Genomic DNA, 15,816 nt, shown 5'->3' with positions numbered 1-15,816 from the left:
TTCTTTGATTTAATCAAGCCTTTTTTATACACATTAATTTAACAATTAGCCTGTTCCCCATAGCTTTTTAGATCGGAGGAAAACTAACAATGAGTGAACCCATTTATAGATATGTTTATTTATCAACTATTTCTGAAGGTTACATGTCTTAAGCAAACTATTTTTTGTTGTAATTTATGGAGATAATATGAAAAAGACTGTTATTGCACAAGCAATTGAATTCTATTGTTCTAGACGCTATAAAAGAAATTTTAACCATTTTTTAAAATTTACTTTTATGGCTTCCCTTGCTACTTTCATTGCGAATAGTGTTTACGCTGACGATGGCGTGTTATCCCAAGATCAAAATAATAATATTTATGTAAATTCATCCTCCGGGAATGCTGGTACTATCAATGGGGGTGGTGGAAACGTAATCATTAATACTGATTCTGAAAGCAATATATCAGGTGGAACTGCCAATACCATTATTGGTGGTCAAAATTTGAATATTAATGGTTCGCAAAACAATCTTAATACTCTGCTCGGCGGGAATAATAATACAATAGATGCTGATAATAATGGTAATACTATTGGAAACTCTGCCATCATTGCTGGACAAGATAATGATATCAAAGATAATTCTCTAAGTAATGCGATCATAGGCGGAAACAACAATACTGTAGGGGATAGTAATGCAACAACTACCCAACGTAGCGTTATCCTAGGCGGGGATCATAGTGTTGTTACTGGTGTAGGTTCTGCCATTGTGGCCGGCTCAACAAACCAAATAACTAATGCAGGCTCAACCAGCTCTATTGTTGGCGGACAAAATAATATTATTACAGGCACAGGTGATCCTACTGACAATAATATTAACAGTATGTCCATTATCGGCGGTGCTCAAAATAAAATTGATGAAGCAGGAAATACGGGAATTTTCTCTGGTTACAACAATACTATCGGTAAAAATGCAACTAACTCTGTAATTATTGGTGGAACGAAAGGGCATATTGGTGAAAATGCCCATGATAGTATTTCTATAGAAGGCGGATATATAGAAGGAGATACGGATTCTATTCCAGGTGCAGCCCAAAATAGTCAGGGAATCGGGCGATTAGGTAGAGGCCCCGATGGTAGTTGGAATATTCCTGCTGCTCCCGCACATGATAGTATAGCAATTGGGCGCCAATCTACTATTCTTGCACCTAACAGTATCGCTATCGGTGCAGGTAGCCAAGCTAATATGATGATGGGAAATCCTCATGACGATAAAAGCGGAGCTGCAGTAGCTATTGGTTTTAAAGCTAAAGCTGATTCAAGTAATGACGTTGCTATTGGCTCCTACTCTGAAGCGCAAAGAACCACTCGCACAATTGATAGAGTTTATCATGAAGCAGGCCCTAATCCTCATACCCATGTCCGCGATACCGTATTTGGTCCTGAACGTATGTTTGGTAATGATAAAAGTGATATTTTAGCAAGTACGTCTGGACTACTCGGTGCTGTTGCAGTCGGATCTCCTGGTGCGAATGGTAAAGAAAAAACACGCCAAATTACTCATGTTGCTGCAGGTGGAGATTTAACCGATGCAGTAAACGTTGCACAATTGGGGGCAGTTGCACACTTTTCAGAACGCGGTTTTGATATTACTGCCGACAAAGCAGACACTACTAAAAGCGTAGATACCACCTACAATACACCAAACAAAAATGTTATTAACGGTGATACTATAAATTTCACCGGAAAATCTGGCGTGGCAACCAATTTTGATCCACAACAAGGCGACGTTGTTACCAGTACAACAACAAAACTTACCCAAGACAGCGCTGGTAATAATATCAAAATTCATACTATCAATTTCGATCTCAACAAAATCACAGACGAAAGTCAGATCACTGCCGATGAAACTCATGTCATTTCTGCAGGTGCTGCCTTTAATGCAATTAAAAACTCTAAAACAACGCTTACTACTCAAAATGATAGCGGTTTAAAACTCACTCCAACAATCGGTGACGGAATGATAGGAAATAGTTATGCAATAAATCTTGATTTCCCATTCATTACCAATCACTTAAAAATGAATTATGAGGTTAATAATACTGGTAATAGTTCAGTAAGCCTCGCCCATGGTTTTGACTTTACAGGTGATAACAATGTTACGATTAAAGATGGTAGCAATGGAGAGATCCAATTTTCATTAAATAAAAATATTACCGTAGAGGATACCGTACAAGGAACCACAATCCAAGCAGGGAACAACCAACTAAACGCCAATGGATTAACTGTTAATAATGTAACAGGACTTGCAACCAACCAAATTGATAACACCGGTAATCCTGCTAACGGAGCAACCGCAGCCGATGCCGTATCTATCGGTAGCCTCACCTCTTATGTCGGTAATAAACTAGCAGGGCAAACGATTAGCTATAGCGCTAACGGCCAAAATGCACAAACAACGACCCTATCACAAGGCTTTAATTTCCAAGGCACACAAGACCAAACTGAAATTTCTACCGAAAAAGATGGCGTGGTTAAAATTGGTTTAGCGCAAAAATTAACAGACACTATCGCTAAAAATACTGCAACGGCAACGGCAGCCCAAAATACCGCAAATACTAATGCGAAAAATATTGGTAACAATACTCAAAGTATTGCTACAAATACTGGTAACATCGCTAAAAATACGAATGCGGTAAAAACCGCTCAAGATGCTGCAAATACCAATGCGAAAAATATTGGCAATAATACTCAAAGTATTGCTACAAATACTGGCAACATCACTAAAAATACGGATGCGGTAAAAGCCGCTCAAGAGGCTGCAAATACTAATGCGAAAAATATTAGTAACGATGCCGATAGTATCGCTAAAAATACCAATAGCATTTCTGACAACAGTAAAAATTTAGCAAGCCTCGGCAAAACATTAGACACCTTGCATTCTGCTGCAGATAAAGGTATCGAATTTACCACTGCAAATGGTACTAAAACCGTTAAATTAGGTGAAAAAGTTAATATTGCTGGCGATAGTAATATCCAAGTTTCTGCGAATACTAGCGGTTTAAACATTAGCTTAAACAAAGACTTAAATGTAGATAGTATTACTGCGAAAAATACAATTACTGCTGGATCTGTATCTGCCAAAACCGTTTCCGCAACAAATGGTGCAACACTCGGTCAAATCCATATTAATGGTAATAAAGTTACTGGACTGGCAACTAACCAAATTGATAACACCGGTAATCCTGCTAACGGAGCAACTTCATCCGATGCCGTATCTATCGGTAGTCTCACATCTTATGTAGGAAACAAACTAGCAGGACAAACGATTAGCTATAGCGCTAACGGTCAAAATGCACAAACAACAACCCTATCACAAGGCCTTAATTTCCAAAGCATACAAGACCAAACTGAAATTTCTACCGAAAAAGGTGGCGTAGTTAAAATTGGTTTAGCGCAAAAATTAACAGACACTATCGCTAAAAATACTGCAACGGCAAACGCAGCCCAAAATACCGCAAATACTAATACGAAAAATATCGATAATAATACCCATAGCATTACTACAAATACTGGCAACATCGCTAAAAATACGAATGCGGTAAAAGCCGCTCAAGATGCTACAAATACTAATGCGAAAAATATTGGTAACAATACTCAAAGTATTGCTACAAATACTGGCAACATCACTAAAAATACGGATGCGGTAAAAGCCGCTCAAGATGCTGCAAATACTAATGCGAAAAATATTAGTAACAATGCCGATAGTATCGCTAAAAATACCAATAGCATTTCCGACAATAGTAAAAATTTAGCAAACCTCGGCAAAACATTAGACACCTTGCATTCTGCTGCAGATAAAGGTATCGAATTTACCACCGCAAACGGTACCAAAACCGTTAAATTAGGTGAAAAAGTTAATGTTGCTGGCGATAGTAATATTCAAGTTTCTGCGGATACCCATGGCTTAAACATTAGTTTAAACAAAGACTTAAACGTAGATAGTATCACTGCGAAAAATACTGTAAAAGCAGAAAACGTCTCTACTACTACGATTTCTGCAAGTAATGGCGCAACACTCGGTCAAATCCATATTAATGGTAATAAAGTTACTGGACTGGCAACTAACCAAATTGATAATACTGGTAATCCTGCTAACGGAGCAACCGCAGCCGATGCCGTATCTATCGGTAGTCTCACCTCTTATGTAGGAAACAAACTAGTAGGGCAAACGATTAGCTATAGTGCTAACGGTCAAAATGCACAAACAACGCCCCTATCACAAGGCTTTAATTTCCAAGGCACACAAGACCAAACTGAAATTTCTACCGAAAAAGGTGGCGTGGTTAAAATTGGTTTAGCGCAAAAATTAACAGACACTATCGCTAAAAATACTGCAACGGCAAACGCAGCCCAAAATACCGCAAATACTAATGCGAAAAATATTGGTAACAATACTCAAAGTATTGCTACAAATACTGGAAATATCGCTAAAAATACGAATGCGGTAAAAACCGCTCAAGATGCTGCAAATACTAATGCGAAAAATATTGGTGACAATACTCAAAGTATTGCTACAAATACTGGAAATATCGCTAAAAATACGAATGCGGTAAAAACCGCTCAAAATGCTGCAAATACTAATGCGAAAAATATTAGTACAAATACCAATAGCATTTCTGACAACAGTAAAAATTTAGCAAACCTCGGCAAAACATTAGACACCTTGCATTCTGCTGCAGACAAAGGTATCGAATTTACCACCGCAAACGGTACTAAAACTGTTAAATTAGGTGAAAAAGTCAATGTTGCTGGCGATAGTAATATCCAAGTTTCTGCGAATACTAGCGGTTTAAACATTAGTTTAAACAAAGACTTAAATGTAGATAGTATTACTGCGAAAAATACAATTACTGCTGGATCTGTATCTGCCAAAACCGTTTCCGCAACAAATGGTGCAACACTGGGTCAAATCCATATCGATGGTCAAAATATTACTGGACTTAACGGTGCACAAGATATTAAAGACAGTAAAGATAAAAGTGCGGCAGCAAGTATTGGAGGAGTCCAATCTGCGATAAAAAATGCAGTATCTGGCTTAACCAATCAGGGCTTAACCTTTGCTGGTAACACTGGTAAGACTAAGATTGAACTAGGTAATATCGTCAACATCAAAGGAGCATCTACTCTACTTAAGGGAGAAACGCAGGGGGCAAATAATATCAATGTTACGGCAAGCTCAAATGGTTTAGCCATTACCCTTAACCCTAATGTTACCGTAGATGGATTAACCGCTAAAAGTGTAATCATCAAATCTGGTGGTAAAGTAACGGGCTTAGCAACTAATCAAGACTTTACAAATACTCAAGATGCACAGGACGCAGCATCTGTTGGTAGTGTCAAAAATTATGTAGATCAAGTTCTTACTGGTGATAAAGGTATTGCTAATGAGAAACTCACTTTTACTGACGGTAAAAACTCAACCTCTATTAAATTAGGTGGCTCAGTTAACGTATCTGGTGATAGTAATATCAACGTTAATACTAAAAATGGTATCCATATCTCATTAAACAAAAATGTAGCCGTAGATAGTATCAAAGCAGGTACTAATTCATTTAATAAAGACGGGCTAACCGCAAATAAAATTAGTGGCAATATCCTTGAAGGTACAACAATCAAAGGAACAACCATTACGGCTAGCAATGGTAAATTAACGAGTATCTTAACAAGCGATGGGCTTACAGCACCTAAAGTTACCATCACTAACGGGGGATCAGTAACTGGTCTTTCTACGAGCCAATTTACAAATGGAACTACAGCTAAAGGTGTAAATAATACAGATGCCGTATCCATTGGAAGTGTTATTTCTTATGTAGGTAGTAAACTTGCTAATCAAACGATTAGTTATGGTGCAAATGGACAAAAAAATAACCAAACTACTACATTCAACAAAGGCTTTAATTTCCAACAAACCGATGGTGAAACTACTGTTTCTGTTGCACCTAATGGAGTTGTTAAAATTGGTTTAAATCAAACATTTAAACAACAGGTAACTACAAATACATCAAATATTAAAGATCTTCAAGAACAAGTTACAAGAGATAATCAAGGCCTCCACGCAGCAATTGATAAAACAAATCAAGCTGTTGCTCAAAATGCAAAAGATATAAAGACAAATAAAGCTAACACAGATAAAGCGATTGATGAAAACAAAACCGCTATTGGCGAAAACAAATCAGCAATTGGTGACAACAAAACTGCTATCGGCGAAAACAAATCAGCAATTGGTGACAACAAAACTGCTATCGGCGAAAACAAATCAGCAATTGGTAACAACAAAACTGCTATCGGCGAAAACAAATCAGCAATTGGTGAAAACAAAACCGCTATCGGTGAAAACAAATCGGCAATTGGTGAAAACAAAACTGCTATCGGTGCAAACAAATCAGCAATTGGTGAAAACAAAACCGCTATCGGTGCAAACAAATCAGCAATTGGTGAAAACAAAACCGCTATCGGCGAAAACAAATCAGCAATTGGTGAGAATAAAACTGCTATCGGTAAAAACACTTCGGCAATTGGTGAGAATAAAACCGCTATCGGTAAAAACACTTCGGCAATTGGTGGGAATAAAACTGCTATCGGTGCAAACAAATCAGCAATTGGTGATAACAAAACCGCTATCGGTAAAAACACTTCGGCAATTGGTGAGAATAAAACTGCTATCGGTAAAAACACTTCGGCAATTGGTGATAACAAAACCGCTATCGGTAAAAACACTTCGGCAATTGGTGAAAACAAAACTGCTATCGGTAAAAACACTTCGGCAATTGGTGAGAATAAAACTGCTATTGGCGAAAACAAATCAGCAATTGGTGACAACAAAACTGCTATCGGCGAAAACAAATCAGCAATTGGTGAGAATAAAACTGCTATCGGTAAAAACACTTCGGCAATTGGTGAGAATAAAACCGCTATCGGTAAAAACACTTCGACAATTGGTGAGAATAAAACTGCTATAGGCGAAAACAAATCAGCAATTGGTGAAAACAAAACCGCTATCGGTGCAAACAAATCAGCAATTGGTGAGAATAAAACCGCTATCGGTGCAAACAAATCAGCAATTGGTGAGAATAAAACTGCTATAGGCGAAAACAAATCAGCAATTGGTGAAAACAAAACCGCTATAGGTAAAAACACTTCAGCAATTGGTGAGAATAAAACCGCTATCGGTGCAAACAAATCAGCAATTGGTGAGAATAAAACTGCTATAGGCGAAAACAAATCAGCAATTGGTGAAAACAAAACCGCTATCGGTAAAAACACTTCGGCAATTGGTGAGAATAAAACTGCTATAGGCGAAAACAAATCAGCAATTGGTGAAAACAAAACCGCTATCGGTAAAAACACTTCGGCAATTGGTGAGAATAAAACTGCTATCAGTGCAAACAAATCAGCAATTGGTGAAAATAAAACTGCTATCGGCGAAAACAAATCAGCAATTGGTGAAAACAAAACCGCTATCGGTAAAAACACTTCGGCAATTGGTGAGAATAAAACTGCTATCGGTGCAAACAAATCAGCAATTGGTGACAACAAAACTGCTATCGGCGAAAACAAATCAGCAATTGGTGAAAACAAAACCGCTATAGGTAAAAACACTTCAGCAATTGATGAAAACAAAACCGCTATCGGTGCAAACAAATCAGCAATTGGTGAAAACAAAACCGCTATCGGTAAAAACACTTCGGCAATTGGTGAGAATAAAACCGCTATCGGTGCAAACAGATCAGCAATTGGTGAGAATAAAACCGCTATCGGTAAAAACACCTCTGCAATTGGTGATAACAAAACCGCTATTGGTAAAAACACCTCTGCAATTGGTGAAAACAAAACGGCTATCGGTGCGAACAAATCAGCAATTGGTGAGAATAAAACCGCTATCGGTAAAAATGCCTCTACAATAGGTGAAAACAAATCAGCGATTAGCGCGAATAAAACAGCTATTGCTGGAAATACCTCTGCGATCGCTGCTAACAAAAAGGCGACGGCAGAAGAAATTAATGCGCTTAAAGATCAAGTAGGTAAAAATAATGGTAATTTGCAAACACAAATTAACCAAAATAAACAATCCTCAAGCAAAAATGCAAAAGCAATTGAAGATAATAAGACAGCAGCCAAAATAGCTGAACAAAATTTACAAAATCAAATAACCCAAAACCAAAAATCAAATACTGATCGTTATACTCAGTTGCATGGGCTAATTGTAAATAATCAAGGAAAGATTACTCACGTTGAAAATACCATTAAACAAAGCAACATAACAATTGCTAAAGGTCTAAATTTCAGTGGCGATCAAGGTAAAACAGTTAACCGTCAACTAGGTGAAACTTTCAACATTAATGGAGACAAGCAAAATATCTCCACAACAACTACAGCAAATGGTGTAGAAGTAAAATTAAATGATGATGTGAAAGTAAAACATAGCCTTACTGTCGGTAATAATACCGTTATTAATGATAAAGATGGTATAAAAACTAACAAGGTCGTAACTGGTGATACAACTATGGATAGTAATGGTGTAAGGGTTCAGGATAAGACTGGTGCATCCGCAAGTATTTCTGCAAAACAAGGCGTGACTGTTCATGGTCATAACGGTTCACAAGTTACAATTAAATCTAATAGTATCAGCTTTAGCAAGGATCATCATGGTACAATTCATAATGTCGATGTTGATGTAAATGATCCAACTTCTGTGGCAAATGTTGGTTATGTCAATAAAGCGATGGTAGCTAATGCCGCCGCAAATCAAGCATTAAATCAACGAATGGATGACTTAGATCATCGCGTTAACAAAATGAATAAAGATCTCCGTGGTGGGGTTGCAAGTGCCATTGCTATGGGATTCCTACAAACACCAGCCCTTGCCTCTCAAAGTATGGTGTCTGCTGCTATAGGAACATACCATTCACAAGAAGCAGTAGCCGTTGGTTATGGACACCGCTCTGATGACGGTAAAATGTCATTTAAGGTTGGCTTTAGCGTAAATACTCGTAAAGACCTCGGTGCAGGTGCGGGTATTGGATACGCCTGGTAATGAATAATAAAATAAAAATACCGCCAAATGGCGGTATTTTTTTATTTTCTCGATATACAGCTTTGTTCTGCTATTTTCCAATACAAAATGAACTAAAGATATTGCCGAGAAGATCATCGGACGTAAATTTCCCAGTGATCTCTCCAAGATCATTTTGTGCTAACCGTAATTCTTCTGCTAACAACTCACCTGCATGGAATTCAACAAGCTGAACAAGTCCCATATCTAGATGGATTAACGCATTATTAAGTGCTTCTAAATGGCGACGACGAGCGATAAAGCCCCCTTCAGTCCCACTTTGGTAGCCCATGGTTTGTTTTAAGTGATCACGTAAAAGCTCCACACCATGCCCCGTTTTAGCGGAAAGATGTAAAACCTTCATATTATCGAGATCAGCAAGCCCAGTTTGCTCGCCGCTTAAATCAGATTTATTGCGAATGACTGTCACTGGAATATGGTTTGGGAGTTTTTGTAAAAATTCTACCTGCATATTTTCTAGAGTTTGGGTTTCATCAGTACTGTCTAGCATTAATAAAATCGCATCAGCTTGCTCGATTTCTTGCCAAGCACGTTGAATACCGATCTGTTCAACTGCATCAGTCGCCTCACGTAAACCTGCAGTGTCAATGATGTGTAATGGCATGCCATCTAAATGAATATGCTCATGCAGAACATCTCGAGTTGTACCTGCGATATCTGTTACAATCGCTGCATCACGTCCCGCTAAAGCATTTAATAAACTTGATTTCCCTGCATTCGGACGACCAGCAATCACGACTTTCATCCCTTCACGTAAGATGCTACCCTGTTTTGCCTCTTGCTGAACGGCTTTCACTTGCCCAATAATTTCACGCAATTTACGTTCGATTTTACCGTCCGCAAGAAAATCAATCTCTTCATCAGGAAAATCAATACTCGCCTCTACATAGGTACGCAAGTAAATTACATTCTCAACTAATTCATTGATTTTATGAGAAAATTCACCTTGTAAGGATTTTAATGCAGAACGAGCTGCTTGTTCTGAGTTAGCATCAATTAAATCGGCAATAGCCTCTGCCTGTGCCAAATCTAATTTATCATTTAAAAATGCCTGCTCTGAAAATTCACCAGGTCGAGCTAAACGAATACCATCAATTTGTAAAATACGTTTTAACAACAAATCAAGAATTACCTGACCGCCGTGTCCTTGCAATTCAAGAACATCTTCACCAGTAAAAGAAAAAGGCGCTTTAAAATAAATCGCAATCCCTTGATCTAATACGGTTCCATCTGCTTCTTTAAAAGATAAATAATCTGCTTGGCGTGGCTTCGGACATTTTCCTAAAACTTCTTCCGCGACTTTTGTCGCAAGAGGACCAGAAACACGCAAGATACCAATCCCACCACGACCAATCGGTGTCGCTTGCGCAACAATTGTTTCTTTCATTATAACGTTCCTTTTTACATAAATTTTTCCGATTTTAGTGGCGTGTTTTAAGCCAATTTCTCGAAAAAACAAAATTTTTAGATAAAAAGAAAGGTATCTTTAGATACCTTCCTTCGTATTACTTAGCCATTATTTCGCTTTCTTTTTACGAGTATGTAACCCTTTTTTCTCAAGTTCACGATAAATAATTTGCTGTTGAGTAATGGTAATTAAGTTAGACACTAACCAGTATAGTACCAAGCCTGCAGGGAAGAACAGGAAGAATACTGTAAACACAACTGGCATGTAAGTCATAATTTTTTGTTGTGTCGGATCTGTTGTTGGGGTTGGCGACATTTTTTGTAAGAAGAACATCGATACACCCATTAAGATCGGTAAGATGTAATATGGATCTGGCGCAGCTAAATCTTGAATCCAACCAAAGAATGGCGCATGACGTAATTCAACCGCTTCCATAAACATATAGTAAAGTGCGATAAGAATTGGCATTTGTAAGAAAATTGGCAAACAACCACCAAGTGGGTTTACTTTTTCTTCACGATACAAACGCATCATTTCTTGGCTCATGCTTTGTTTATCATCGCCGAAACGTTCACGCATTTCTTGAATACGTGGTTGTAACATACGCATTTTTGCCATTGAGGTATATTGCGCACGTGTTAACGGATAAAGCAACGCTTTTACGATAATAGTCACGATGATAATCGCAATACCCCAGTTTTTAACAAGGCTATGAATGAAGTTAAGCAATGAGAATAATGGTTTAGAAATGAACCATGCCCAACCATAATCAAGTGTTAATTCTAAGTGGTTTGCCACTTTTTCCATTTGATCTTGTAATTTTGGTCCAGTCCAAAGTTTAGTATTAATAACTTTATCGCCGCCCGCTGGAATAGTTACCATTTGACCACGGAAGCCAATGATACCTACATTTTCTTTTTCATTAGTGAAGGTATAAAGTTCGTTATTTTGATCTTGTGGTGGAATCCATGCAGAAACAAAGTAGTGTTGTAACATCGCAACCCAACCCACTTTTGTATTCACGGCAAGATTTGATTCTTGCATATCTTTGAATGAATATTTTTTGTAGTTAGTTTCTGATGAAGAATAAGCACCACCCGTATAAGTCGGCATTACAAAAGTACTTTTGCTCTCAACTAAAGTGTGTTTTAACTGAGCATATGGTTCCACTTCGATAGCATGATCGGTATGGTTAGCAATATTGTAATCTACACCTACCACGTATTGATTCGGTTTTAATACGAATGTTTTTGTATAAGTTACACCATCTTTTGTGAAAGTAAACGGAACACGAAGTTCTTGTTGACCTGGCATTAATTTGAAATTATCACCATTCACTTGATAAAGCGCACGACCATTTACATTATCGCTACCGTTTTTACCAATTAAGCCACTTTGAGCAATATAAATTTCTTTATTGTTGTCTTGTAAAAGAGTAAATGGCTGTTTTGAATGTAAAGTTTGGCTATATTTTAAAAGTTGAGCATCAACAATATCGCCACCTAAAGTATCGACTTTTAAACGGAATACGTCATTTTCTAACGTAATAATACGCCCCTGTTGAGTAGCAGGTGCAGCAAGATCAGCGACTGTATTCACAGAAGATGAAGCGGCTGGAACATTTTCTGAAGTTTGTGTTTTTGCTGTTTCTACCGGTTTCGGTGAATGGTAATCCACATTCCACTCTTGATAGATGAGGAATGAAAGAAAGAGCAGCGCCAAAAGAAATAGACTACGTCTTGAATTCATCGTTTTTTCTCTTTTTTGTTAGGGTGAATATTAGGCGGTACGGGATCATAACCACCGTCGCATAAAGGATGACATTTTAATATACGTTTTAATGTAAGCCAACAACCTTTTACTACCCCATGTATTTTTAATGCTTCAATTGCATACTGGGAGCAAGTAGGGACAAAACGACAACGTGGTCCAATTAATGGGCTAATGACTAACTGGTAACCTCGAACTAAGCCGACTGCGATTTTCGTGCCAAGCGAATATGTCTTTGCCATAATTTATCCAACATCTTTGTTAATGTAGGGTTATCAATCTTCCCTATTCCCGCTTTTGCCACCACTACAAAGTCACATGCCGGAAGTTGATGTTGATGTAAACGGAAATATTCACGACACAAACGTTTGATACGATTACGGTCATGAGCACGTTTAAGATGTTTCTTCGGAACAGCAAGACCAAGACGTGGAATATCTAAATTATTAGAACGAGCAAGAATAGTTATTTCAGGCGTACTCGCACGTTGCGGAGCTTGAAAAACGTATTTAAATTGAACGGGGGTTAACAGACGTAACCCCCGATTGAAATCTAACTTAACCAAAGCGATAACGCTATACTATTAAGCTGATAAAGATTTACGACCTTTAGCACGACGACGAGCTAAAACTTGACGGCCGTTTTTAGTTGCCATACGAGCACGGAAACCGTGAGTACGGTTACGTTTTAAAACTGATGGTTGAAATGTACGTTTCATAAATTAAATCTACCTAAATGAATTTACTATATGTTAAGCAATGCTTAATATAATAGAAACAAAAGTTAATCAATAAAGAACGGCAATTTTAATGGGAAAATGTCCATTCGTCAAACAAGAAATAAACAAAAAGCGAGATTTCCCGCTCTTTGTTTAAAATTTTACAGGATTATAAAGTTTTTACCTATCTTCATCAAGCAACCTTTTTTACTTTTTTTCCGTGTTTATTAAAGATCTTTTTGTAACTTTATTGTAAAATCTACGATTACTTCACACTTTATTAGTGTATTTTTTCATACTTTTTTAATGTTTCGCTAGCAAAACCCATTTAATGAATATGATATCGCCAACTTTATGGCAAGACTGCCACTTACCTTTACAAGACCAGCTATCTATTGAAGATTTCAATATGTGGCTAAAACCGTTACAGGCGGATTACGTAGAAAACCACACGATGCTTCTCTATGTTCCTAATCCTTTTGTAAAAAAACACGTGGATACGCAGTATCTTTCACTTATCACTAATTTATGTCGCGCGTTGACCAATAATGAAAATTTTTCTGTTGAAGTGTTAGTGGGAGAAAAACCTAAAACAACAGTGCAAGCTATTGAACAAGAAGAATCTAAAAAAGTAACGGTTCAAAATGAAAAAAATAATTTCCGTTCTAATTTAGATCCTAACTATGTTTTTGAAAACTTTGTAGAAGGTAAATCAAACCAATTAGCAAGAGCTGCTGGCGAACGAGTTGCTAGTAATCCTGGTGATAAAATGTCTAACCCTCTTTTCCTTTATGGCGGTACAGGTTTAGGTAAGACGCACTTATTGCATGCCATCGGTAATCAAATCATGCAAAGTAAAGAAAATGCACGTGTTATTTATCTGCATGCAGAACGTTTTATGCATTCTTATATCAAGGCACTTAAAGATAAAAAAATGCCTGATTTTAAAGAGTTTTATCGTAATCTTGACGCTTTATTAATTGACGATATTCAATTTTTTGCTAATAAAGAAACAACACAAGAAGAATTCTTCCATACTTTCAATGCACTTTTGGAAAATAACCGCCAAATTATTTTGGTTTCAGATCGCTATCCGAAAGAAATTGAAAATATTGAAGATCGCTTAAAATCTCGCTTTGGTTGGGGGCTGTCAGTACCCATTGAGCCACCAGATTTAGAAACCCGTGTTGCGATTCTTTTGAAAAAAGCAGAAGAACGTAACTTCAATTTACCGATTGAAGTCGCAACTTTTATGGGGCAAAAGCTACGCACTAATGTCCGAGAATTAGAAGGGGCATTAAATCGTGTACAAGCCAATGCTGAATTTACAGGTAAATCAGTTACGATCGATTTTGTGCGTGATGCATTGCGTGATTTGCTTGCATTACAAGATAAATTAGTTACTATCGAAAATATTCAAAAAATTGTTGCGGAATATTATCGAATTAAAGTTTCCGACTTAAAATCTAAAAGTCGCAAACGCACTGTTACGCGCCCACGTCAACTCGCTATGGCTCTTGCCAAAGAATTGACCAATCGCAGTCTGCCAGAAATTGGCAAGGAATTTGATGGTCGTGATCACACCACGGTTTTACATGCTTGTAAAAAAATAGCGGAACTACGTGAAGAAGATCCAAATGTACAAGAAGATTGGACGAATCTTATTCGTACTTTATCTGTATAACGCCATGAAGAGGATACAAAATGCAATTTATTATTTCTCGTGAGAGTTTATTAAAACCATTACAACAAGTTTGTGGCGTGTTAACGAGTCGCCCAACCGTTCCCGTTTTAAACAATGTCTTATTAAAAATTAACGGTAACCAACTATCTATTACTGGTACAGATCTTGAAGTAGAACTTTCTACCCAAACTACCCTTATTTCAGCAACAGAAGATGGGGTTTACACCATTCCTGGGAAAAAACTGCTCGATCTCTGCCGTAGCTTTCCAGAAGATGCAGAAATTACCGTAAGTTTTGAAGAAGAACGTGCAGTAATCCGTTCTGGTCGTATTAAATTTGCCCTCTCTACCCTACCTGCGGAAGAATATCCAAATCTTGCAGATTGGCAGTCAGAGGTAGAATTTAATATTCCACAAAATCGTCTCCACCATCTTATTGATGCAACGCAATTTTCTATGGCAAACCAAGATGCGCGCTATTTCCTTAATGGGATGAAATTTGAAACTGAAGGTAATCTTCTTCGCTCGATCGCAACAGATGGACACCGCCTTGCCGTATGTACGATTGCCTTAGAACAAGAATTACCAAACCACGCAGTCATCGTCCCACGCAAAGGGGTATTAGAATTATTACGTTTGCTAACCAATAGCGACAATCCAACTCTAGTGCAAATTGGTACAAACAATTTACGTGTGAATTTAGGTGAAATTACCTTTACTTCAAAATTAATCGATGGGCGTTATCCTGATTATCGTCGTGTATTGCCACGCAATGCAACGCATATTATTGAAGGAAACTGGGAAGTACTACGTAGTGCTTTCGCACGTATGGCAATTTTGTCAAATGATAAAGTGAAAGCCGTTCGTCTTCTTATTAGCGAAAATCAATTAAAAATCACTGCTACCAACCAAGAGCAGGAAGTGGCAGAAGAAATTGTCGACGTAACTTATCAAGGCGAAGATATGGAAGTGGGCTTCAATGTTGCGTATCTCTTAGATGTGATGAATGCACTAAAATGCCAGCAAGTTCGTTTCCGCTTAACTGATGCCACCTCAAGCTGCCTTATCGAAAATATTGAAGACGATAGCGCAGAATACGTCATCATGCCAATGCGCATCTAA

General features: G+C 37.7%; 8 protein-coding genes. 3 read left to right on the top strand and 5 right to left on the bottom strand.

The features are described from left to right. Window positions 1-187 precede the first annotated feature (187 nt). On the top strand, window positions 188-9,076 hold the full coding sequence (locus EL259_RS05095; RefSeq protein ID WP_126599597.1) for a YadA-like family protein: 8,889 nt from the start codon (window positions 188-190) through the stop codon (window positions 9,074-9,076). A gap of 70 nt (window positions 9,077-9,146) precedes the next feature. On the opposite strand, the gene mnmE is transcribed toward EL259_RS05095, so the two are convergent. From mnmE to rpmH, 5 genes are all read right to left on the bottom strand, one after another. Beyond that, the gene (gene mnmE / locus EL259_RS05090; RefSeq protein WP_126599595.1) at window positions 9,147-10,502 is read right to left on the bottom strand and encodes a tRNA uridine-5-carboxymethylaminomethyl(34) synthesis GTPase MnmE; all 1,356 of its coding nucleotides are present in this window, start codon (window positions 10,500-10,502) and stop codon (window positions 9,147-9,149) included. Between the two features lie 129 nt (window positions 10,503-10,631). After that, the gene (gene yidC, locus EL259_RS05085) at window positions 10,632-12,272 is read right to left on the bottom strand and encodes a membrane protein insertase YidC (protein WP_126599593.1); all 1,641 of its coding nucleotides are present in this window, start codon (window positions 12,270-12,272) and stop codon (window positions 10,632-10,634) included. Then, window positions 12,269-12,535 (bottom strand): membrane protein insertion efficiency factor YidD, encoded by a 267-nt coding sequence (gene yidD / locus EL259_RS05080; protein ID WP_126599592.1) that lies wholly within the window; start codon window positions 12,533-12,535, stop codon window positions 12,269-12,271. Before yidD ends, yidC begins: the two co-directional genes overlap by 4 nt. Next, window positions 12,490-12,858, bottom strand: coding sequence for a ribonuclease P protein component (rnpA, locus tag EL259_RS05075; protein WP_126599590.1), 369 nt, complete (start codon window positions 12,856-12,858; stop codon window positions 12,490-12,492). Before rnpA ends, yidD begins: the two co-directional genes overlap by 46 nt. Before the next feature lie 18 nt (window positions 12,859-12,876). After that, window positions 12,877-13,011, bottom strand: coding sequence for a 50S ribosomal protein L34 (gene rpmH, locus EL259_RS05070; RefSeq protein ID WP_007241546.1), 135 nt, complete (start codon window positions 13,009-13,011; stop codon window positions 12,877-12,879). 331 nt (window positions 13,012-13,342) lie between these two features. Here rpmH and dnaA point away from each other — a divergent pair, with 331 nt between their 5' ends. After that, window positions 13,343-14,695, top strand: a complete 1,353-nt coding sequence (dnaA, locus tag EL259_RS05065; RefSeq protein WP_126599588.1) for a chromosomal replication initiator protein DnaA — start codon at window positions 13,343-13,345, stop codon at window positions 14,693-14,695. Window positions 14,696-14,715: 20 nt separating this feature from the next. After that, a complete protein-coding gene (gene dnaN / locus EL259_RS05060; RefSeq protein ID WP_126599586.1) occupies window positions 14,716-15,816 on the top strand; it encodes a DNA polymerase III subunit beta in 1,101 nt (366 codons plus the stop codon).

Origin of the sequence: Actinobacillus delphinicola (genome assembly GCF_900638385.1) — a bacterium.
GTDB classification, from domain to species: Bacteria; Pseudomonadota; Gammaproteobacteria; order Enterobacterales; family Pasteurellaceae; genus Actinobacillus_C; species Actinobacillus_C delphinicola.
The sequence above is the reverse complement of the archived record's forward strand: the minus strand, read 5'-3'. Positions and strand labels throughout refer to the sequence as shown.